This is a genomic window from Streptococcus porcorum (assembly GCF_053203725.1).
This window is the reverse complement of sequence record NZ_JBRUDG010000001.1, coordinates 97,747-119,929: the sequence shown is the minus strand read 5'-3', so window position 1 is coordinate 119,929 and position 22,183 is coordinate 97,747. Positions and strand designations below refer to the sequence as shown.

17 protein-coding genes, 2 pseudogenes and 1 riboswitch are annotated in these 22,183 nt (G+C 38.0%); of the genes and pseudogenes, 17 read left to right on the top strand and 2 right to left on the bottom strand.

Features of this window, described 5'->3' with window-relative positions; translation table 11 throughout:
• Window positions 1–205 (bottom strand): annotated as a pseudogene (locus tag ACVRWY_RS00525) (ISL3 family transposase); the annotation flags it as partial.
• Window positions 206–419: 214 nt separating this feature from the next.
• Here ACVRWY_RS00525 and ACVRWY_RS00520 point away from each other — a divergent pair.
• The 8 genes from ACVRWY_RS00520 (at window position 420) to ACVRWY_RS00485 (ending at window position 7,487) form a co-directional block, all read left to right on the top strand.
• Entirely contained in the window at window positions 420–971 is a 552-nt protein-coding gene (locus ACVRWY_RS00520; protein WP_354366898.1) for a GNAT family N-acetyltransferase, read from the top strand.
• The gene (spxR, locus tag ACVRWY_RS00515; RefSeq protein WP_354366900.1) at window positions 964–2,253 is read left to right on the top strand and encodes a CBS-HotDog domain-containing transcription factor SpxR; all 1,290 of its coding nucleotides are present in this window, start codon (window positions 964–966) and stop codon (window positions 2,251–2,253) included. Before ACVRWY_RS00520 ends, spxR begins: the two co-directional genes overlap by 8 nt.
• A gap of 22 nt (window positions 2,254–2,275) precedes the next feature.
• Window positions 2,276–3,136 carry a methionyl aminopeptidase gene (locus tag ACVRWY_RS00510; RefSeq protein WP_354366902.1) on the top strand — a complete coding sequence of 287 codons (861 nt, stop codon included), beginning with the start codon at window positions 2,276–2,278 and terminating at the stop codon, window positions 3,134–3,136.
• 15 nt (window positions 3,137–3,151) lie between these two features.
• Window positions 3,152–4,066, top strand: a complete 915-nt coding sequence (locus tag ACVRWY_RS00505) for a YihY/virulence factor BrkB family protein (RefSeq protein WP_354366904.1) — start codon at window positions 3,152–3,154, stop codon at window positions 4,064–4,066.
• A gap of 130 nt (window positions 4,067–4,196) precedes the next feature.
• Window positions 4,197–5,084 carry an ABC transporter ATP-binding protein gene (locus tag ACVRWY_RS00500; protein ID WP_354366906.1) on the top strand — a complete coding sequence of 296 codons (888 nt, stop codon included), beginning with the start codon at window positions 4,197–4,199 and terminating at the stop codon, window positions 5,082–5,084.
• Window positions 5,069–5,800: an ABC transporter permease gene (locus tag ACVRWY_RS00495; protein ID WP_354366908.1), complete on the top strand. Its 732-nt coding sequence runs from the start codon at window positions 5,069–5,071 to the stop codon at window positions 5,798–5,800. The genes ACVRWY_RS00500 and ACVRWY_RS00495 overlap by 16 nt, the downstream gene beginning before the upstream one ends.
• Before the next feature lies 1 nt (window position 5,801).
• Window positions 5,802–6,887: a sensor histidine kinase gene (locus ACVRWY_RS00490; RefSeq protein WP_354366910.1), complete on the top strand. Its 1,086-nt coding sequence runs from the start codon at window positions 5,802–5,804 to the stop codon at window positions 6,885–6,887.
• Window positions 6,888–6,890: 3 nt separating this feature from the next.
• Entirely contained in the window at window positions 6,891–7,487 is a 597-nt protein-coding gene (locus tag ACVRWY_RS00485; RefSeq protein ID WP_354366912.1) for a response regulator transcription factor, read from the top strand.
• A 35-nt stretch (window positions 7,488–7,522) separates the two neighbouring features.
• Here the strand turns inward: ACVRWY_RS00485 and ACVRWY_RS00480 are convergent, their stop codons facing one another.
• Window positions 7,523–7,948 carry a GtrA family protein gene (locus ACVRWY_RS00480; protein WP_354366914.1) on the bottom strand — a complete coding sequence of 142 codons (426 nt, stop codon included), beginning with the start codon at window positions 7,946–7,948 and terminating at the stop codon, window positions 7,523–7,525.
• Window positions 7,949–7,976: 28 nt separating this feature from the next.
• Window positions 7,977–8,074, top strand: a riboswitch (PreQ1 riboswitch).
• Between ACVRWY_RS00480 and ACVRWY_RS00475 the strand changes: the two genes are divergently transcribed.
• The 9 genes and pseudogenes from ACVRWY_RS00475 to ACVRWY_RS00435 all read left to right on the top strand — a co-directional run bounded on the left by ACVRWY_RS00475 (window position 8,069) and on the right by ACVRWY_RS00435 (window position 22,080).
• Window positions 8,069–8,578, top strand: a complete 510-nt coding sequence (locus tag ACVRWY_RS00475) for a QueT transporter family protein (RefSeq protein WP_435533025.1) — start codon at window positions 8,069–8,071, stop codon at window positions 8,576–8,578. Its footprint overlaps the riboswitch before it by 6 nt.
• Window positions 8,579–8,651: 73 nt before the next feature.
• Complete coding sequence (ligA, locus tag ACVRWY_RS00470) at window positions 8,652–10,610, top strand: NAD-dependent DNA ligase LigA (protein ID WP_354366918.1); 1,959 nt, start codon at window positions 8,652–8,654, stop codon at window positions 10,608–10,610.
• 16 nt (window positions 10,611–10,626) lie between these two features.
• Window positions 10,627–11,703, top strand: coding sequence for a diacylglycerol kinase family lipid kinase (locus tag ACVRWY_RS00465; protein WP_354366920.1), 1,077 nt, complete (start codon window positions 10,627–10,629; stop codon window positions 11,701–11,703).
• The gene (pulA, locus tag ACVRWY_RS00460) at window positions 11,672–13,984 is read left to right on the top strand and encodes a type I pullulanase (RefSeq protein WP_354366922.1); all 2,313 of its coding nucleotides are present in this window, start codon (window positions 11,672–11,674) and stop codon (window positions 13,982–13,984) included. Before ACVRWY_RS00465 ends, pulA begins: the two co-directional genes overlap by 32 nt.
• A gap of 90 nt (window positions 13,985–14,074) precedes the next feature.
• A complete protein-coding gene (gene glgB, locus ACVRWY_RS00455; RefSeq protein ID WP_354366924.1) occupies window positions 14,075–15,949 on the top strand; it encodes a 1,4-alpha-glucan branching protein GlgB in 1,875 nt (624 codons plus the stop codon).
• Between the two features lie 24 nt (window positions 15,950–15,973).
• Complete coding sequence (locus ACVRWY_RS00450) at window positions 15,974–17,113, top strand: glucose-1-phosphate adenylyltransferase (RefSeq protein ID WP_354366926.1); 1,140 nt, start codon at window positions 15,974–15,976, stop codon at window positions 17,111–17,113.
• On the top strand, window positions 17,103–18,236 hold the full coding sequence (gene glgD / locus ACVRWY_RS00445) for a glucose-1-phosphate adenylyltransferase subunit GlgD (RefSeq protein WP_354366928.1): 1,134 nt from the start codon (window positions 17,103–17,105) through the stop codon (window positions 18,234–18,236). The genes ACVRWY_RS00450 and glgD overlap by 11 nt, the downstream gene beginning before the upstream one ends.
• Window positions 18,236–19,672, top strand: a complete 1,437-nt coding sequence (gene glgA, locus ACVRWY_RS00440) for a glycogen synthase GlgA (RefSeq protein WP_354366930.1) — start codon at window positions 18,236–18,238, stop codon at window positions 19,670–19,672. Before glgD ends, glgA begins: the two co-directional genes overlap by 1 nt.
• Window positions 19,673–19,684: 12 nt before the next feature.
• Window positions 19,685–22,080, top strand: a pseudogene (locus ACVRWY_RS00435) (glycogen/starch/alpha-glucan phosphorylase).
• Window positions 22,081–22,183: the final 103 nt, after the last annotated feature.

Genomic DNA, 22,183 nt, shown 5'->3' with positions numbered 1-22,183 from the left:
AACCAGCAGTTTCTAGGTAGGGGATTTTAGAGGCTTTCTGGAAGTCGTATTTAGCCATTTGTCCCTTGCATTTTGAGCATTTAGGGGCTGTGTAATCCAAGTGACCGTGGAGTTCTAAGTGAGTTCCTAGGTCATATTCATTAGAGATAGTGATATTTTTGTCTTTAATTCTGAGAAGATTTGTGATAAGATTTAGTTGTTCCATATGAACCCTTTCTAATGTGAGTTTCGTCGCTTTTCATTATAGGTCATATGGGACCTTTTTCTATATTCAAAAAGGCTCCATAATTTCCACGGTGTTCTTACCCACTACAGAAATTATAGAGCCAATTCTTTTATAAGATGATTAGTCATACCACTTTTTGTCTTTATTCTAGGGATATTTGACTAAAAACGTTAAAAACCTGTATAATAAACACATGACAATTTGGCTAACATTGGCAAAGTATGCCACTTTTGAAACAGAAGTGCTTAGGTTAAGACCCCTTCGATTTGATGATCGGTATTCTTTTTTTAGTATGTTGATTGAGGATGAGTTACCCTTTATTTTTCCAAAGCCCAAGACTAGACAAGAATGTGATGAATTATTTGTTCAACAGTTTATGAAAGCCCCTCTAGGCATATGGGGAATAGAATTGAAAGCATCAGAGGAGTTAATTGGCATTATTCAGTTTGAAAAGATTGATCTAAACCAAAACTCTGCTGAACTAGCTTATTTTTTGAAACGTGACTACTGGGGAAGAGGACTGATGACGGAGTGTGTCAAGAATATCTCTTTTTTAGGTTTAAAAGCCTGTCGGTTAGCAAGAATAAATATTATTGTTCACAAAGAAAACATTGCAAGTAAAAGAGTTGCTGAGAAATGTCATTATCGTCTGGTGGGGAGTTATAAGGGTAGTGATCGTTACACGCATAAAATAAGGAATTACTTGACTTACGAGTTAAGAGCTGGGGTGACAGATGATGAGTAAGCACCAAGAAATCTTAGACTATTTAAAGGGTTTGGCAGTTGGTAAACGTGTCAGTGTGAGAGGGATTTCTAATCGTTTGAAGGTGAGTGATGGAACAGCCTACAGAGCAATCAAAGAAGCTGAGAGTCGTGGTCTTGTTGAAACACGTCCGCGTAGTGGAACCATTCGTATTCAAACTAAAAATCAGCTATCATCTGATAAACTGACCTATGCTAAAATTTTAGAGGTTTGTAGCGCAGATTTGGTGGCGGGAAATGCAGGGTTAGAGCGTGAATTTAGTCATTTCGCCATTGCTGCTATGACATTAGAAAATATAGGTCGTTACTTGACTAGCTCAGGGTTGCTGATTGTTGGCGATAGAGAAGATGTTCAAATTTTTGCTTTAGAGCATGGGAATGCCATCTTAGTGACAGGTGGATTTGAAGTATCGGATAAAGCTAAGGCTATCGCCAATCGTTTATCGATTCCAATTATGATTAGTCATTTTGACACCTTTACCGTTGCTAGAATGATTAATAGCGCCTTGTCTGATATTCGTATAAAAACAGATTTAAAGACAGTTGAAGAAATCTTAATCCCTAAATTTGAGGCGGGTTATTTATTTGAAACAGATACTGTTAGAGATTTTCATCAGTTGGTCAGAAAGCTGAATCAGGTGCGTTTTCCTGTTTTAAATCAACATGAGATGGTTGTAGGGATGATTAGTATGCGGGATGTCACAGGAAAAGAGGCTAGTGTGACTCTTGATAAGTTGATGACTCGCAATCCTATTGTAACTTATTTTGATGTTAGTTTAGCTAGTGTTAGCCAAAAAATGTTGTTAGATGATTTTCAGATGTTACCAGTTGTCGCTAATAACGGAAAGCTGTTAGGGGTTGTGACGCGTCGAAAGGTTATGGCTGAGTTAAAGAATCTCCAGGAAAAAAATTTACCGACTTTTAGTGAGGAGATTGTCTCTCATTTAAAAGTAGATGATGCAAGTGCTCATTTTTCGTTTACCATCACACCATCAATGGTGGATAGTACGGGCAATTTGTCTCAAGGGATTTTAACGGAATATTTAAAAGAAATTACGATTCGTGTTTTAACCAAAAAACAACAAAAGAATGTCATTATTGAACAAATGATGTTATACTTTTTACAGGCTGTTCAGATTGACGATGATTTGCAGATTTATCCTAAAGTCATTGCACGAACTAGAAAAAATGCTACCTTGGATTTTGAGATTTATCAAGGGCGTCAAATTGTTTTTAAAGCTATTGTCACAACAAAGTTGAATTAGAAATAGGAGCGAATAAAAAACTATGATTACATTAAAATCAGCGCGTGAAATTGAAGCAATGGATAGAGCAGGAGATTTTCTTGCTAGTATCCATATTGGCTTACGTGATTTGATTAAACCTGGTGTTGATATGTGGGAAGTTGAAGAGTACGTCCGCAGACGTTGTAAGGAAGAAAATGTTCTGCCACTTCAAATAGGTGTTGATGGGCATATTATGGATTATCCTTATGCAACGTGCTGTGGTTTAAATGATGAAGTAGCGCATGCTTTCCCAAGACACTACATTTTAAAAGAAGGTGATCTTTTAAAAGTGGATATGGTTCTCAGTGAGCCTTTAGATAAGTCTATCCTTGATGTGTCAAAACTTAACTTTGATAATGTCAAAGAGATGAAAAAATATACCGAAGATTATTCGGGTGGTTTAGCAGATTCTTGTTGGGCTTATGCAGTAGGTCAAGTTTCAGATGAGGTGAAAGACTTGATGGCTGTGACTAAAGAAGCCATGTATAAAGGGATTGAACAAGCAGTTGTAGGTAATCGAATTGGTGATATCGGAGCGGCCATTCAAGAATATGCTGAAAGCCGTGGTTATGGTGTCGTGCGTGACCTTGTAGGACACGGAGTTGGTCCAACGATGCATGAAGAGCCTATGGTACCAAACTATGGGGTGGCAGGTCGTGGATTGCGTCTGCGTGAGGGAATGGTCTTAACAATTGAGCCTATGATCAACACGGGAACTTGGGAAATTGATACTGACTTGAAGACAGGTTGGGCCCATAAAACACTTGATGGTGGTTTATCTTGTCAATATGAACACCAGTTTGTTATTACAAAAGAAGGTCCTGTCATTCTGACAAGTCAGGGAGAAGAAGGGACTTACTAATAGCAGGGAGAAGATGTGAAAAGCTTTATTGTAAGAATTCGTACTAGTCAGTCTATTCGAGCTTTTTTTGGCTATTATAAAAGTTCAGAGATGAGCCTATCTAGTATTGCTGTTGCTTACTATCTATTATTGACCATCTTTCCTTTTCTGATTCTGTTAGCCAATATTTTTCCCTATCTGAATATTGATACTTCTGATCTGCTTTTATTTTTAAGAGATAATCTTCCGAAACAACTCTATGGAAGTATTGCTAATATTATCCGAGGCATTTTTGATCAACCTTCTAGTGGTTTTTTATGGTTGTCATTAGTGACTGGTTTTTGGACCATGTCACGATCGCTAAACTTTTTACAACAATCCTTTAATAAAGCTTATGATGTTCAAGACCACAGAGATTTTATTGTTTCTTATGCTATTGGTTTGGTAGTTAGTGTAGGGGTTGTGGTTCTTCTAAGTTCAGCTATTGTGTTATCAACCTTTGGCAAAACTATTTTAGGTCTAATTCATAGCCGATTGCAATTGGATTCTAAAATGTATTCCATCTTGATGCACTTTGCTCAGCCAGCTACTATCGCCATTTTATTTATCATGTTGGCTTTTCTTTACTATCTCTTACCAAATGTTAAGATTAGAAAGTGGCACTATATTTTACCTGGGACCATTTTTTCAAGTTTTGTTTTGGTCTTTACGACAAGTCTTTTTGGACAATATGTCAACTATACCTTAAATCGTATGGTGAACTTACGAAATTTTGGATCGATTACAACATTTGCGATTATGATTTGGTCCATTTTTTTCGCGCGCGTGCTGATTATGGGGGCTATTTTTAATGCCACTTATCAACGACGGTTTGAGGAAGAGTTCACTCTTAGACGAGGAGATGTTCGAGAACTTATTCAAGCAAGACGTAACAGTGATAATAAGGAGTGATTACCAAATAGGTAGTCACTTTTTTTATGACTTTTGTCATATGATGTCATGACAGATAGGCCTAATCCTTGGTGTTCAATAGCGCTATACTAATAGTGTCGATAAGGAAAAGTCAGAGGAGGAGCTAGTCATGATACGGGTAGAAAATCTAAAAAAAGTGATCAAAGGAAAAGTGATTTTAAATCAGATTTCCTTTGAGATTAGTAGAGGTGAATGTGTCGCTTTGATTGGTCCAAATGGTGCGGGGAAAACGACCTTGATGGACTGTTTATTAGGAGATAAGCAACTAAGTGCTGGGCAGGTTTTGTTAAACCGAGATAATCCAAAATCTGCTCCCAATAAGGCTTCAGTTGCTGTTCTCCCACAGGAAAATAAGATACCAGAAGATTTAAAAGTGAAAGAACTTTTATCATTCTTTCAAGCCATTTATAAAGATAGTTTGACGGATGGTGAGATAGACGCCTTACTTTGTTTCTCTGAAGAGCAAAAAAATCAATTGTCACAAAAATTATCAGGGGGGCAAAGGCGTTTGTTAGCGTTTGTTCTTTGCTTGATTGGTAAACCTAAAATTCTTTTTTTAGATGAGCCGACAGCAGGTATGGACACCACTACTCGTCAACGCTTTTGGGGGATTATTGCTGACTTGAAAGAGCAAGGTGTTACGATCTTTTATTCCAGCCATTATATCGAAGAGGTGGAGCATACAGCAGATCGTATCTTGGTGTTGCATCAAGGGAAGTTGTGGCGAGACACGACACCTCATGCTATGCGCAGTGAAGAAAATGAAAAAGAAGTGACTGTTGATCGGCGTTTCTCAGATGTCATTCGACCAGAGTGGGTTTATGATCAGGTCATCAAGCAAGATCGACTTTGTTTTAAAACAAAAGAAATTGAGACCGTTTGGGCTGCCTTACAAGCCAGAGGTTGCCGTATTTCAGATATAGAAGTACAAAATAAAACCCTGCTTAATACTTTATTTGATCAGACAAGGGAGGAGCAATCATGCTACCATTATTAAAAATTGAGGGAATAAAATTATCTAGAAGTTTAGGAACCTTTCTCTTATCTATAGGGATGCCTTTGGTTTTCTTTTTGATTTTTTCATCAACAGTACAACTAGATGATCCAGTAGCTCAAAAAGCCTTTGTGCAATCTTATATGCTGACCATGACAGCTTTTTCGATGTCAGGTTTTGCACTGTTTACCTTTCCTATGATGTTATCAGAGGATCGAAAAAATAACTGGCTGTCTTTTATTGAGCACTCTCCTCTTAGCCTGCCTCGTTATTATCTGTCCAAACTCTTTCGTGTTTATCTTTGTTTCATCTGCTCTATTATGGCTGTCTTTTTAGTTGGTGCTTTAGTAAGAGAGGTGCGTATGACAGGAGAGAGGTGGTTGGTGTCAGCTATTTTACTGCTGATAACCTCTCTCATGTATCTAGCCTTGGGCTTGTTGTTAAGCCTCTTTAAATCTGAGCAAACCATGTCAGTTGTTGCTAATTTGACTTACTTTGTCTTAGCGATTATGGGCGGATCTTGGATGCCAATTAGCCTTTTTCCAGACTGGGTTCAAGAGATTTGTCGTCTGACACCAGGTTATCATGTTAATCACTTGGTTGTCACTTATGCAGAAAAGCATGATTTTATCTGGAAGTCCTTGTTTATTGTGCTGATTTATGCCATAATTTTCTTAGGAACAGCAATGGTGATTAAGAAAAGAAGCGAGGTGAAGTAGCGTGTTTCAGAAAAGAAAAGTCTCGCCCATGTATTTCTTGGGCTTGCTTTTTCTGGTTTTTCCTTTATATTATACGGCTCACTTAGCCATTTATCCTTTTATTGTATTTGCGACGGTGATGTTTGGTGGTGTTTATATCTCGCTACTTTATACACAAAATCACACTTATGAAAAGGTAGCCTGGATTTACCTCTTAGCCTACATTGCTTATATGAGTTTTGCGGGTAATATTCAATTTTCCCTATTTCTCTTTAATCTCTCAAATCTCTTGACATGGCACTATAGTGAGGATAAGTGGACTTATCGAACGGTGTCTTATGGTATTTTATTAACTAGTTTGTTGATATGGAGTATGGTTGGTCCTTACAGTCTAGATATAACTCTTTTTATGTTTATTCTTCATGCCTTTGCTTTAGCCATGTTTTTTGGTGGACGGATGCAATTGTCTAAGGAAAAAGCAGAGCAAAAACTGCAAGAGCAAAACGCTTCTATCAATCTCTTGATTGCCGAAAATGAACGCAACCGTATCGGACAAGATCTTCATGATACATTGGGTCATGTTTTTGCTACGATGACCCTTAAAACGGAATTAGCCTTAAAGCAATTGGACAAAGGAAATCTTGAGGCGGTTAAAAAGGAGTTATCCGATTTAAATGCAACAAGTAGAAAAAGTATGGTTGACGTCAGAACGATTGTCAATCAACTAAAATATAGAAGTCTCGATGAAGAACTAGAAAGCTTGCGACAAGTTTTTGAACTAGCAGAGATTGAGCTGGTAATCAAAAAAGATTATGACAGCCAAAACCTCTCTCCAGTCCTTCAATCTAGTCTAACCATGATGGTGCGTGAGTTGGCTAATAATGTCATCAAACACGCCTCTGCTCATCAAGCAATACTGAGCCTAGCAGATGAGGGGGATCAGTTGATAGTTGAGATGGCAGATGATGGTCAAGGTTTTTCCAGTCAAAGCGAGGATGAACTGCAGTCGCTAAAAAATCGTTTGGCCTTAATCAAAGGAGAGGTAGAGGTTCTCTCACGCCACCATCCAACTTGTGTACGCCTCAGCCTTCCTTTTAGAAAGGAGTAGGAGATGAAATTATTGGTAGCAGAAGACCAATCAATGTTGCGAGATGCTCTTTGTCAACTCTTATTGATGGAAGACGATGTTGACGCTGTTTTTCAAGCAGGAAATGGTCAAGAAGCCATTAGCTTACTAGAAAAAGAAGAGGTAGATGTGGCGATTTTGGATGTTGAAATGCCTAAGATGACAGGTCTAGAGGTCTTAGAGTGGATTAGAGCACATAAAGAGATGAAAGTCGTGATTGTCACAACCTTTAAGCGTACAGGCTACTTTACAAGAGCGCTAAAAGCGCAAGTAGATGCTTATGTCTTAAAAGATCGGTCAACTACGGAGCTGATGACCACTATCCATAAGGTCTTATCTGGTCAGAAAGACTATTCTCCTGAATTGGTTGATGAAATGGCTTTTTCAAGTAATCCCCTCAGCCAAAGAGAAAGAGAGGTTCTACAAGGCATTGCACGAGGCTTGTCCAATCAAGAAATTGCAAAAGAGTTGTTTTTATCAAATGGTACTGTCAGAAACTACGTTACCAGCCTAATGACAAAACTTAATGCCCATAATCGCACAGATGCTCTCTTGATTGCTCAAGAGAAAAATTGGTTATAAAAATAGACAAAAAGAGGATGGGTGTTCCATCCTCTTTAATGCTTATCCTTGAAAATGAGTAGTTTACTGATGATATAATTTAAAACGATAATTAAAACTTGTGCAAATAAGGTTTCAATCGCATTGACGACTTGTAGATTGTTGTTAACAAATTGTCCGATAATTTGTGGGAATCGCTCAACTAAAAGATAAGCTAAAACAAGATCTAAGGCCAGTGTTGAGAGTCGTGCCACAAAAAACTTGACAAAGCGCCCCATCCAGCCTGTCCTAACTTGGTTAAAGACGAAATAGTCGTTGGTGAAAAATGCAAAGACAACAGCGGTTATATTTGCAATAACGGCTGAAAGAGTAGCTTGATGTGTGATAGCAAAGAAAGCCATGCGCGTTACCATATAGACGAGGGTTGCTAGAACTCCAAAAAAGAGATATTTAAAAACTTCACTAGATATAAATTTTTTCATAAGGATACTATATCAAAAAAATAAAAAATATGCTATACTAGATAACGTTGCTAGAGCAACCCTTGGTGCTTATTTCCCTTTCACCAAGCATATTAGACGCGGCATGACCGCTAAAGGAGAATTATGAAATTATCAGTAAAAGATCTCACTCAGATTGCCATTGTAGCTGCACTTTATGTTGTATTGACCGTGACGCCTCCTTTAAATGCTATTAGTTATGGAGCATATCAGTTTCGTGTATCTGAGATGTTAAACTTCCTTGCTTTTTATCATCGTAAGTATATTATTGCAGTGACTCTAGGCTGTATGATTGCCAACTTTTTTACCTATGGTTGGTTAGATGTCTTTGTCGGAGGAGGGTCAACGCTATTGTTTGTGACCTTGGGAGTTTATCTTTTTGGACGCTATCGTCAAGAACAATTGTATAGTGGCTTACTTAACAAAGCCTTTGTTTACTTTTCTTTCTTTTTCGCAGCCTCTATGTTTACCATAGCCTTGGAGTTAAAAGTGATTGCAGGTCTTCCTTTTCTTTTGACTTGGTTTACCACTGCGATAGGAGAGTTAGCTTCACTTTTGATTGGTGCTATAGTGATTGAAAAATTATCTCAACGAATTGATTTTGAGGCTTAAAATTCGCTAAAAAACTTCCAAATTTGGAAGACTTTTTTATTTTGAAACGGTAAAATATGTTAAAATAAAAGATATGAAGAATCAAATGAAAAAATTGGTGGACCGCTTAAATCAGTACGCCAAAGAATACTATACACTTGACAAGCCCACCGTTTCTGATGCGCAATATGATCAGTTGTATCGTGAATTGGTAGCCTTGGAAGAAGCTTATCCTGATGAGATTTTGCCAGATAGTCCGACTCACCGAGTAGGAGGGCTTGTCTTAGAGGGCTTTAGAAAACATGAACACCTCTATCCTCTGTTTTCATTGCAGGATGCTTTTTCGCGTGACGAATTAGAGGCATTTGATCAAAGGGTGAAAAAAGAATTTCCAAAGGCATCTTACTTAGCAGAATTAAAAATTGATGGTCTATCGATTTCTTTGACCTATACTTCGGGAGTTCTAAGCGTAGGTGCAACACGGGGAGATGGTCGTGTGGGTGAGGACATTACAGAAAACTTAAAACGTGTTCGTGATATTCCTCTTACTCTGACTGAGCCAATCGATATCACTGTACGTGGGGAGTGTTATTTACCAAAAGCTTCTTTTGATAAGATCAACTTAGAGCGTCAAGCCAATGGTGAGGCGGAGTTTGCCAACCCAAGAAACGCTGCAGCAGGGACACTTCGTCAGCTAGATACAGGAGTAGTGGCTAAAAGAAATCTGGCAACTTTCTTGTACCAAGAGGCAGGACCTACAGATCAAGTTAGCCAAGAAGCTGTTTTGCAGCAATTTGAACACTTAGGATTTGAGGTTAATCCCATTCGTCTTGTTTCATCGAATATGGCTGATATTTGGGCTTTTATCCAAGATATTCAAAATAAACGAGATCAACTGCCTTACGATATTGACGGCATCGTGATTAAAGTAAATGACTTAGCTATGCAAGAGGAGCTAGGATTTACTGTTAAAGCCCCACGTTGGGCCGTAGCTTATAAATTTCCTGCTGAAGAAAAGGAAACAGAAATCTTATCAGTGGATTGGACTGTTGGACGAACAGGTGTTGTCACACCAACCGCTAATCTTACGCCGGTACAGTTAGCAGGGACAACAGTAAGTCGTGCCACGCTACACAATGTGGATTATATTGCAGAAAAAGATATCCGCATCGGAGATACGGTAGTGGTGTATAAAGCAGGCGATATTATCCCAGCAGTTTTAAATGTGGTCATGTCTAAGCGTGCTCAACAAGAACCCATGTTGATTCCGCAACAATGTCCATCTTGTCAAAGTCAGCTACAACATTATGATGATGAGGTCGCTCTACGCTGTATTAACCCACTTTGTCCTAGTCAAATTTTAGCACGTCTAGAACATTTTGCTAGTCGAGATGCGATGAATATCGTTGGTTTAGGCCCATCAGTAATGGAAAAACTTTATCAAGCTGGTTTGATTCATGATGTGGCAGACCTTTATCAATTAAAAGTTGAAGATTTCTTGCAACTAGATGGTGTTAAGGAAAAATCTGCTCAGAAGTTTTATGATGCGATTCAATCTTCTAAAGCAAATTCTGCTGAAAAGTTATTATTTGGTTTAGGGATTCGCCATGTTGGTGCTAAGGTCAGTAAGCAACTTTTGGAGGAATTTGGCTCTATTTCAGTACTGGTTCAAGCTGAGAAAGAAAAGATTGCTGAAATTGATGGTTTAGGGATGGCTGTTGCGGAGTCTTTAGCAACTTATTTTGCAACACAAGGTAGTCAAACACTCTTAGAAGAACTAGAAGAAGTAGGGGTTAATCTCACTTACTTAGGACAAAAAGTAGCCAGTGATACCATGCTTTCAGGTTTAACCGTTGTCTTGACTGGGAAGTTGACCACACTAAAAAGAAGTGAAGCTAAGGACAAACTAGAACGTTTAGGAGCTAAGGTCACGTCTAGTGTTTCTAAAAAGACAGACCTTTTAGTAGCAGGGATAGATGCTGGTTCAAAACTTGAAAAAGCACAGGGGCTCGGCATTGAGATTCGCGATGAATCATGGTTAGCAAGTCTTTAAGTATCGAGGAAAATAAATGGAAAAACATAGATTACGTGCTCGTTTGATTTATAACCCAACATCGGGTAAGGAATTGATGAAAAAAAGTGTGGCAGATGTTTTAGATATTTTGGAAGGCTTTGGTTATGAATCCTCTGCTTTTCAGACAACTCCTGAACCTCATTCAGCTATGAAAGAGGCTAAGCGTGCGGGTTTAGCTGGTTTTGATTTAGTCATTGCAGCTGGTGGTGACGGAACAATTAATGAAGTGGTTTCTGGTATCGCTCCTTTGAAAAAGCGGCCCAAAATGGCCATTATTCCAATGGGAACAACCAATGATTTTGCTCGTGCTTTAAAGGTTCCAAGGGGGAATCCTATTGAAGCTGCTAAATTGATTGGGAAACAACAAACCATTTTAATGGATATTGGTCAGACAGATCGAGGAAAATATTTTATTAATATTGCCGCGGCAGGCAGTTTGACAGAGCTAACCTATAGCGTTCCTAGTCAGCTTAAAAGTGTATTTGGCTATTTAGCTTATTTGGTTAAAGGGGCAGAGCTCTTGCCTAGGGTGCAAAATGTACCTGTCAAAATTTTTCATGACCATGGTGTTGTTGAAGATGAAGTCTCTATGATTTTTGTGGCCTTGACAAATTCAGTAGGGGGATTTGAAACCATTGCTCCTGATGCTAAATTAGATGATGGAAAGTTCACTTTAATTCTAGTAAAAACTGCTAACCTGATTGAACTTACCCATATCATTGGTTTGATGTTAAATGGTGGACGACATATTAGTCATAGTAAATTAGAATATATTAAGACATCTTATTTGAGGATTGAACCCCAGGATCCAAAAGCGCGTCGTCTAATGATTAATTTAGATGGTGAGTATGGAGGAGATGCACCTGTTGAATTAAGAAATTTAAATAATCATATCGAATTTATCGCCAATACCGATGAGATTGCTGATGATGCGATTACTCTAGATACAGAGGAATTAGCAATGGAGGCGATTGCACAAAAATTTGTTCGTGAAGTCGAATATTTGGATGAAAAGATAGAGATGAAAGAGGTTGATGAGGATGGAAAACCAAGTAATACTACATTATCATAGCCAATCAGGCTCATACTTTGATTATAGTGTCTGGCAGTGGATAGAAGGTGAAAATGGGTGGGATAGCCATTTTGCACGTTTTGATTCTTTTGGGATTGTTGCTAACCTCTCTTACCCCGCCCAACATCATTTAAGTGAAGTTTATTTGATGGTGAAAAATTCAGATTGGTCAAGAAAAACACAGGATTATTGTATCCATAGAGATTATGGAATTGCAAAGGCTGAGGTCTGGATTGTTGAGGGGGATGATACCGTTTATTATTCCAGACAAGCGGCGGTAACCAGTCATCATTATCGTTTTCGTCAACCACATGCTTTTGATATGGCCTTACACAGCTATCGATTTGATCGTAAATGGGGCTATTCGGGATGGCTAGGGTTTTCTTATCAGAAGGAACAGACGGAATTTAGGCTATGGGCTCCGACAGCTCAAAGAGTAGAATTGATTTTATATAGTTCTACAGATGATAAATCTAGTGTTGAGCGTGTTGTTAAAATGGAGCGTGGGCATGCTGAAAATTGGGAAGATCATACACATAATACTCACGGTGTTTGGTTTACGACAGTTTCAGAGGATTTAAATTATAGGGCTTATTGCTACCGTGTCTATTACCGAAAACGAACTTTTAGAGACACAAGAGACCCTTATGCTATTGCAACCACTGCAAATGGTAGAAGATCTATTGTCATTGATAAAGCGGATTTAGTGCCAGAAGGTTTTTCAGTCAAGCATGGTGCAGAGGCGACATGGCGTTTAGCCAATCCTAACCAAGCGGTTATTTATGAGATGCATGTCAGAGATTTTACAAAGTCTGAGACGTCAGGTGTTCGATTGGAGAATCGTGGTAAGTTTTTAGGTGCTATCGAAACAGGGACTAAGAATATTTACGGGGATAAAACTGCCTTTGATTATGTCAAGCAGTTAGGCATTAATTATGTTCAGTTTCAGCCATTATTTGATCATCACCAGATAATTGATGAAAATGGTGACTATGCTTATAATTGGGGATACGATCCAGAAAATTATAATGTTCCCGAAGCGAGTTTTACCTCAAATCCTCATGCCCCTTCTGTCCGTATTTTAGAGTTAAAGCAGATGATTCAAGCCTATCACGATGCTGGAATTGGCGTCATTATGGATGTGGTTTATAATCATACCTATTCTTCTCGAGATTCTGCTTTCCAACTATCCGTTCCTGATTATTACTATCGTATGAATCCTGACGGCTCTTTCCAAAATGGAACAGGCGTTGGTAATGAAACGGCTAGTGAGAAAGAGATGTTTAGAAAATATATGATCGACTCCATTTTATATTGGATTGAGGAGTATAATATTGACGGCTTTCGTTTCGATCTGATGGGGATACATGATGTGGAAACGATGAATGCGATTAGAAAGGCTGTTGATGCTATTGATCCTAATATTCTTCTTTATGGAGAAGGTTGGGATATGGGAACAGGCCTCATGCCAGAAGATAAGGCTAAAAAAGGAAATGCCTCTCAGATGCCAAGAATTGGCTTCTTTAATGATGATCAAAGGGATGCTGTTAAAGGAGCGGAAGTTTATGGAGACTTCAAAAAAGGTTTTGTTTCTGGAGAGGCAACAGAAGATAAAGTGGCTAAAGCTATTTTGGGAAGTGGTGAGTTATCTCCTTATCTAACGCCAAGTCAGGTCTTAAATTATGTAGAAGCCCACGATAATTATAATTTAAACGATCTTTTCTTAGAGCTCAATCCTGATGATAATCAAGATGTCCATATTAGACGTGTAGAAGTCGCAACAGCTATGAATCTTTTGATGCAAGGGATGAGCTTTATGGAGTTGGGGCAAGAATTTTTACGCACCAAACTCTTTCCAACAGGTGAAAATGCTGAGTTGACTCAAGAAGATAAAGAGCGAGCGATGAATAGTTACAATGCTCCAGACCAAGTGAACCAAGTCAATTGGAATAATGTGACTATTTATAAAGCCAGTATTGAGTTTATCCGTCAGATTATTCAACTGAAAACAAGCGTTAGTGGCTTTTCTTATCAAACATTTGATGATATTTTAAACCATGTTTATGTTGAAACTGCAGAACATGGTTCAGGATTTATTAGTTTCACAACTAAAGATGAGCGTTCTTTTAAAATAATTTTCAATATTATTGGAAAAAACGTGAAAATTAGCATGACAGACCATGAAAAATATGATATACTAGTGACAAATGAAAAGCGCTTACAACAAAGCGCACTATCGCTAGAGCCGTTAACAGTAGTGGTCTTTGAAAAGAAAAAATAACCTGATATTGTTTTCAGGTTATTTTTGTTTACTTTTAATTTTCAGAAAATTAGCTATATTGAATACGGTTACACATGGAAGGGTGATGGAATGGATACACAAGAAGCGTTGTGGACTTTTGGTATTGGAGAAAATTATCAGGCACAGGATTATTTTGGTTGTCATTTAGCCGAGGATGGAAAGCACCATGTTTTTAGAGTTTGGGCACCAAATGCTAAAGCAGTTTCGGTCATTGGTGATTTTACCAATTGGGGAGAAAATCCACTTCCTATGACGCCTAATGATGCTGGTGTCTGGGAAGTAGAAACAGACCTAGCGAATGAAGGACAGATTTATAAGTATTTGGTGACACGTGCTAGTGGTCAAGTAGTTGAAAAGATTGATCCCTTTGCGGTATATTTTGAAAAACGGCCAGGCACAGGGACAGTGATTAAACATCTAAAACCTAAAAAATGGAAAGATGGATTATGGTTAGGAAGAAGGAGGCGTTTAGGGTTTAAACAACGTCCCGTTAATATCTATGAGGTTCATGCAGGCTCATGGAAAGTTCATGAAGATGGTCGTCCTTATAATTTTGAAGAATTAAAAGAGGAGTTGATTCCATATCTAGTTGACATGCATTATACTCATGTTGAGTTTATGCCCTTGATGGCTCATCCTCTGGGAATGAGTTGGGGCTATCAGCTAATGGGGTATTTTGCTTTTGAATCAACCTATGGTACTCCTGAACAGTTCCAAGATTTTGTTGAAGCTTGCCATCTTCATAATATTGGTGTTTTGGTTGATTGGGTACCAGGACACTTTACGATTAACGATGATGCTTTAGCCTATTTTGACGGGACACCTACTTTTGAGTATCAAGATCATGATCGCGCCCACAATTATGGTTGGGGAGCCTTGAACTTTGATTTAGGGAAAAATCAAGTCCAATCATTTTTAATCTCAAGTGCTAAATTCTGGATTGATACTTACCATATTGATGGGATAAGGGTTGATGCTGTCAGTAATATGCTTTATTTAGATTACGATAGCGGTCCTTGGCAACCCAATAAAGATGGGGGGAATCGCAATTACGAGGGATTTGGATTTTTACAAAAATTAAACCGTGTCATAAAAGGTTATTATCCAGATGTGATGATGATTGCTGAGGAAGCAACAGCGGCGACAAGCATTACAGGTCATCAAGAAGATGATGGTTTAGGGTTTGATTATAAATGGAATATGGGATGGATGAATGATATTCTAAAATTCTATGAGGAAGATCCTGTTTATCGTAAGTATGACTTTAATTTGGTTACTTTTAGCTTTATGTATCTGTTTAGTGAAAATTTTGTTTTACCATTTTCACATGATGAAGTTGTACATGGTAAGAAAAGCATGATGCATAAAATGTGGGGGGATCGTTATAATCAATTTGCAGGACTTCGCAATTTATATACCTATCAAATCTGTCATCCTGGTAAAAAACTTCTTTTTATGGGAAGTGAATTTGGACAGTTTTTAGAATGGAAATATGATGAAAGTTTAGAGTGGTCTAATCTTGAAGATGAGATGAATGCCAAAATGAAAGAGTTCACATCTACTTTGAATCAGTTGTACAAAGACCATAAAGTACTTTGGCAAATTGATGATTCTTATGATGGTATAGAGATTATTGATGCAGATAATCGTGACCAAAGTGTCCTATCATTTATCCGAAAAAATGAGAAGGGTGATCTCTTAGTGTGTGTCTTTAATATGGTTCCTGTTGAGCGAAAAGATTTTACCATAGGTCTTCCTCAAGCAGGGATTTACGAAGAGATTTTAAATACAGAACGGGAAGAATTTGGTGGTGTTTGGAAAGAAAATAACCCTATCACTCGAACTCAAAGAGGGTCTTGGAAACACTACGATCACACATTAAGCTTTACACTTCCAGCGCTTGGGGCAAGTATCTGGAAAATTAAACGTCGTTTAAAAAAATAATAAATTCTTGGAAGGAAGAACTAGATGAAGAATGAAATGTTAGCACTAATCCTTGCTGGTGGTCAAGGAACACGTCTTGGGAAATTGACACAAAGTATTGCTAAGCCAGCTGTTCAATTTGGTGGACGTTATCGCATTATTGATTTTGCCTTGTCCAACTGTGCCAATTCAGGTATTAACAATGTTGGTGTCATCACACAATACCAACCCTTAGCTCTTAATAGTCATATCGGTAATGGATCAGCCTGGGGGCTTGATGGTATTGATTCTGGTGCAACGATTTTACAGCCTTATTCCGCTACAGAAGGAAATCGTTGGTTTCAGGGAACTAGTCATGCTATCTATCAAAATATTGACTATATTGATAGTATTGATCCAGAATATGTGTTAATCCTATCAGGTGACCATATTTATAAAATGGATTATGATGATATGCTACAAACGCATAAGGACAATTTAGCTAGCTTAACAGTTGCCGTTATTGATGTTCCATTAAAAGAAGCTAGTCGTTTTGGGATTATGAACACTGATGCTAGCGATCGTATCGTTGAATTTGAAGAAAAACCAGCAGAGCCTAAATCAACAAAGGCTTCTATGGGAATCTATATTTTCACTTGGAAACGCCTTCGTGAAATGTTAGTAGATGCTGAGAAAAATACTATTGATATGTCTGACTTTGGACAAAATGTCATTCCAGCTTATATTGACTCTGGTGAGCGAGTTTACACTTATAACTTCAACGGCTATTGGAAAGATGTAGGGACAATCGAATCCCTATGGGAAGCCAATATGGAGTATATTGCTGTTGATAATGAGTTAGATAGTCGTGATCGTTCTTGGAAAATCTACTCTAAAAACCAAATTGCACCACCAAACTTTATTACAGCTGAAGCAGAAGTGAAAGATTCTCTCGTTGTTGATGGATGTTTTGTATCAGGGAAGGTGGAACATTCTATCTTATCTACAAATGTTCAGGTTAAAGAAGGCGCAGAGATTAAAGATAGCTTTATCATGAGTGGTGCTAAGATTGGAGCGGGTGCTAAAATTACACGTGCCATCATTGGTGAAGGCGCAGAAATTGGTGAGGGTGTTGTCATTGATGGCACAGAAGAAGTACAAGTCGTTGGATATAATGAGGTAGTGGGGGTACCAAATGAAGATTGATAAATATTCTGCAATTTTAGGAAACACAGTTGGTTATCATGATATGGGGGACTTAACGGCAAATCGTCCTCTTGCTAATCTTCCTTTTGATGGGAAATATCGTTTGATTGACTTTCAATTATCAAATCTTGCAAATGCTGGTATCCGAAGTGTTTACGGTATCTTCCGTGGTCAAAATATCCGTTCAATTTTTGATCATATTCGTAGTGGTCGTGAATGGGGCTTAAACACGCTTTTAAGTCATTATTTCTTAGGATTTCATAATGCGGATGATGAAATTGATACTGCAGACAAAGACTACTACGAGCAAATCTTGACTTACTTAAAACGCTCTGGCAGTGATCAAACGATTTATATGGGTTGCGATATATTATGTAACATCGATCTTCAACAGGTACTTCATTTACACAATGCCAATCAACGTGAAATGACAGTGGTCTATAAAAAGCTTCCTAAAGCACAGCTATCTCCTGTCAATGAAATTCTTGTGATGGATGAAACTGACACTGTTGTTGGGAAAAAAGAGTTAACAGATGTTAATGGTGATTTAGAGAAAATGTCAACAGGGATTTATATCGTTAATACACCATGGTTGATTGAAAAATTAGAAGAAGAAGTTCAAAAAGAAGACCCAATGAAATTACGCTTCTTATTGAGACAATTATTGGTAGAATCAAAAGCACTAGGATTTGAATACACAGGCTATGTAGCAAATATCAACTCTGTGAAATCTTATTATGATGCGAATATGGATATGTTAGATCCACAAAAATTCTACTCTTTACTTTATTCTAACCAAAAAATCTATACCAAGGTTAAAAACGAAGAATCTACTTACTTTGATGATAGATCACATGTGACGAATTCTCAATTTGCATCTGGTAGTGTTATTGAAGGTACAGTTGATCATTCCATTATTTCACGTAGCTGTCATATTGCCAAAGATGCTAGTGTCAAACGTTCTATCATTTTCCCTAAGGTGAAAATTGAAGAAGGAGCAGTGGTTGAATATGCCATCATTGATAAATCCGTTACAATTCCAGCGGGAGTGACTATTCGTGGAACAGAAGATCATCCAGTTGTGATTGGTAAAGGACAAAAAATTAGCGGAGATGTAGTTTAATGAAATTGTTATTTGTGGCGGCAGAGGGGTCTCCCTTTGCCAAAACAGGAGGATTAGGTGATGTCATTGGGGCATTGCCTAAATCTCTTGTTAAAAAGGGAAATGATGTCCGAGTCATTCTTCCTTACTATGATGTTGTGGATCAAAAGTTTGGTCATGAAGTAGAAGATGTTCTCTATTTTTATACCAATGTCGGTTGGCGTCACCAATATGTTGGGGTTAAAAGAATTGTAAAAGATGGTGTCACCTTCTATTTTATTGATAATCGTGATTATTTCTTCCGTGGTCGTGTTTATGGAGAATGGGATGATGGCGAACGCTTTGCATTCTTTCAGCTTGCAGCCTTAGAATTGATGGAAAAAGTTGACTTTATTCCAGATATTTTACACGTTCATGATTATCATACTGCGATGATACCTTTTTTATTGAAGGAAAAATACCATTGGATTCAAGCTTATCAAGGGATCAAAACAATCTTTACCATTCATAATATTGAGTTTCAAGGTCAGTTTGATTCTGGGATGCTTTGGGAACTATTTGGTGTAGGCTATGAACGGTATGCTGATGGGACTTTGCGTTGGAATGATTGTTTAAACTGGATGAAAGCGGCTATTCTTTATGCAGATCATGTGACAACTGTTTCACCAAGTTATGCGCATGAAATCATGACTCCTGAATTTGGTAAGGGCTTGGATCAAGTTATGCGCATGGAGGCAGGTAAGGTATCAGGTATTGTTAATGGGATTGATACTGAAATACTAGATCCTGAAACTGATAAACATCTGGTAGCTCATTTTTCAGTTGAGGATTTATCTGGTAAGGCTATCAATAAAGCAGCCCTTCAAGAGCGCTTAGGATTACCAGTTCGAGCAGATGTTCCCTTGATTGGAGTTGTTTCGCGCTTAACAGACCAAAAAGGTTTTGATGTTGTCGTAGATGAGCTTCAACATATCCTACAACAAGATGTTCAAATTGCCTTGCTTGGAACAGGCTACGCTGACTTTGAGCAGGCTTTTGCATGGTTTGCGCAAGTTTATCCTGAAAAGTTATCAGCTAATATTACTTTTGATTTAGAGTTGGCTCAACAAATTTATGCAGCCAGTGATCTTTTCCTTATGCCAAGTGCTTTTGAACCATGTGGTCTATCACAAATGATGGCGATGAGATATGGCAGTTTACCATTGGTCCATGAAGTAGGAGGTCTTAAAGACACAGTGCAACCTTATAATCCTTATGATCATTCTGGAACAGGATTTACTTTCAAAGGTTTAACAGGCTTCTGGTTGACTAAAACCCTAGAAAGAGCCCTTGATGTCTATTGTCATCATAAGGAAGATTGGAAAGCACTACAAGAACAGGCTATGACAAGAGATTTTTCTTGGGATACTGCAAGTAATGCTTATCAAGAACTTTATCAACATTTGCTTTCATCATAAGGAAAAAGAAAGATGCAACTGACAAAAGAAAAATTTATTCGTGATTTTAAAGACACGCTCCATGAAGAACAACTGATTAAAGTCGTTGATGCTACACCAACTGAATTATTTACCTCTTTAGCAAAAGTGATCCGTAAGTACTATACGCCCCTCTGGTTGGAGAGAAATCGGAAGATATCAGAAAATCAAGAAAAAGTAGCCTATTATTTTTCAATTGAATTTCTACCAGGACGTATGCTAGAAACCAATCTTCTTAACTTAGGGATTTTAGACATTGTAAAAGAAGGCTTTGCGGAATTAAATGTTGACTTTGATGCTGTAAAAATGCAGAGCATGATATGGCATTAGGTAATGGTGGTCTAGGACGCTTGGCAGCAGCATTTATGGACTCATTAGCCACAACAGGCTATCCAGGTTTTGGTAATGGTATTCGTTACCAATACGGGTTGTTTAAACAGCGCATTGTTGATGGTTATCAAGTTGAACTTCCAGATTCATGGTTTGGATCAATTGGTAATGTTTGGGAGACACGTAAGGATCATAACATCGTAGATGTCAAACTATTCGGGGATGTTTATTTAAGCGCAGACGAAAACGGGAAACTGGTGCCAGTTTATGAAGGGGCTCAGGTTTTGAGAGCTGTTCCTTATGATGTTCCTCAAATTGGATTTGAAAATGACAATATTAATAATCTGCGCCTTTGGGATGTTGAGATTCCTGAAGAGTATGAGCTATATTATCCTACATTAGAATCTCGTCGTAGAGTAGAAGATATTACAGCCATCTTGTATCCAGATGATTCAAACTATGAAGGAAAGCAGCTTCGCTTAGTTCAAGAGTACTTTATGACCAGTGCAGGTTTGCAGACAATTATCAAGTCTTACCTCAAGCAAGGATTACCTCTTGAGCAGATTCATGAAAAAGTATCTGTTCACATTAATGATACTCATCCAGCTGTTGCTCCAGCTGAGTTTATGCGTCTCTTGGTAGATGATTATGGTTTGGATTGGTCAACTGCTTGGAATACGACTGTTAAAACCATGAGTTATACCAATCATACCATTTTATCTGAGGCTCTTGAAAAATGGGATGCTGAACTCTTTAAACACGTTCTTCCTCGTGTTTATCAGATTGTTCTAGAAATTGATAACAGATTTGTAGCAGAGATGGCTCAAAAAGGGATTGACTCTGGGGTGATTAATCGCACGCGTATTGTCAAAGATGGGCAAATCCATATGGCTAACTTAGCTATTATTGGAGGACACTCAGTCAATGGTGTTGCGAAACTTCATACAGAACTGCTTAAAGAAGATACTCTACATGACTTTTATCTTTTATACCCAGAGAAGTTTAATAACAAGACAAATGGTATTGTGCAACGACGTTGGACACAAATTGCAGCACCAGAATTATCAAAAGCAATTGATGAAACAATTGGAGAAGCATGGCGTTCAGATATTCATGAGCTTCAAAAACTAAAAGCTTATGCAGATGATACAACTGTTTTAGACAATTTTTATCATGTTAAGCAAGAGGCTAAGGCTAAGTTGGCACGATATATTTTTGAAACAACAGGTGTTGAAGTTTCAACAGAAGCCATTTTTGATGTTCAGGTCAAGCGCCTACATGCTTATAAACGCCAATTGCTAAATGTTCTTCATATTATTAAACTCTACCTTGACTTAAAAGATAATCCAGATAAAGATATGGTACCACGTGTCTTTATTTTCGGAGCCAAGGCAGCACCAGGCTATCATTTTGCCAAGTCTGTGATCAAGATTATCAATGAATTAGCAAATTTGATTAATTATGATGATAGTTTGCAAGGGAAATTGAAGGTTGTCTTCCTTGAAAACTATAATGTGAGTTTAGCTGAACTGATTATCCCTGCAGCAAATGTCTCAGAACAAATCTCGCTGGCATCAAAAGAAGCATCCGGAACATCAAATATGAAGTTTATGATGACAGGAGCTATTACATTGGCAACGCTTGATGGTGCAAATATCGAAATCAAAGATGAAGTCGGAGATGACAATATTGTGATTTTTGGTATGGATAAAGACGCTGTTTATGCCCATTATGCCGCACATGATTATTATGCTCGCGGGGTGTATGAAGCCAATCCTGTGATTAAACGTGTTGTCGATAGTTTCATCAATGGCACTATTCCAAATAGTCAAGCAGAGGGAACAGAGATTTATGAAGCACTGATTACGCATAATGATGAGTATTTCTTGTTAGAAGATTTCCCTGCTTATGTAGAAGCTCAAGAAAAAATTGATCAGCTTTACCGTAATCGTGCACAATGGTCTCGTATGAGTTTGTTAAATATCGCCAACTCAGATAAATTCACATCAGATGACACGATTACAGAATACGCAGAAGAAATTTGGAATCTCAAAAAATAATGTTCAAATGGGACGGTATATCCGTCCTGTTTAAATAGGAAGAAAAGTCTATGAAAATGAATGTAAAGTTTTTGAAAGCAAGTCATAACCTTACTGATAAAGG

Bases quoted from the DNA above. Each gene is read 5' to 3' on its own strand.
- ligA (WP_354366918.1), top strand. From the start codon at position 8,652: ATGAAGAATCAAATGAAAAAATTGGTGGACCGCTTAAATCAGTACGCC.
- ACVRWY_RS00465 (WP_354366920.1), top strand. From the start codon at position 10,627: ATGGAAAAACATAGATTACGTGCTCGTTTGATTTATAACCCAACATCG.
- ACVRWY_RS00510 (WP_354366902.1), top strand. From the start codon at position 2,276: ATGATTACATTAAAATCAGCGCGTGAAATTGAAGCAATGGATAGAGCA.
- glgB (WP_354366924.1), top strand. From the start codon at position 14,075: ATGGATACACAAGAAGCGTTGTGGACTTTTGGTATTGGAGAAAATTAT.
- ACVRWY_RS00450 (WP_354366926.1), top strand. From the start codon at position 15,974: ATGAAGAATGAAATGTTAGCACTAATCCTTGCTGGTGGTCAAGGAACA.
- glgA (WP_354366930.1), top strand. From the start codon at position 18,236: ATGAAATTGTTATTTGTGGCGGCAGAGGGGTCTCCCTTTGCCAAAACA.
- pulA (WP_354366922.1), top strand. From the start codon at position 11,672: ATGGAAAACCAAGTAATACTACATTATCATAGCCAATCAGGCTCATAC.
- spxR (WP_354366900.1), top strand. From the start codon at position 964: ATGAGTAAGCACCAAGAAATCTTAGACTATTTAAAGGGTTTGGCAGTT.
- ACVRWY_RS00485 (WP_354366912.1), top strand. From the start codon at position 6,891: ATGAAATTATTGGTAGCAGAAGACCAATCAATGTTGCGAGATGCTCTT.
- ACVRWY_RS00520 (WP_354366898.1), top strand. From the start codon at position 420: ATGACAATTTGGCTAACATTGGCAAAGTATGCCACTTTTGAAACAGAA.
- glgD (WP_354366928.1), top strand. From the start codon at position 17,103: ATGAAGATTGATAAATATTCTGCAATTTTAGGAAACACAGTTGGTTAT.
- ACVRWY_RS00500 (WP_354366906.1), top strand. From the start codon at position 4,197: ATGATACGGGTAGAAAATCTAAAAAAAGTGATCAAAGGAAAAGTGATT.
- ACVRWY_RS00480 (WP_354366914.1), bottom strand. From the start codon at position 7,948: ATGAAAAAATTTATATCTAGTGAAGTTTTTAAATATCTCTTTTTTGGA.
- ACVRWY_RS00495 (WP_354366908.1), top strand. From the start codon at position 5,069: ATGCTACCATTATTAAAAATTGAGGGAATAAAATTATCTAGAAGTTTA.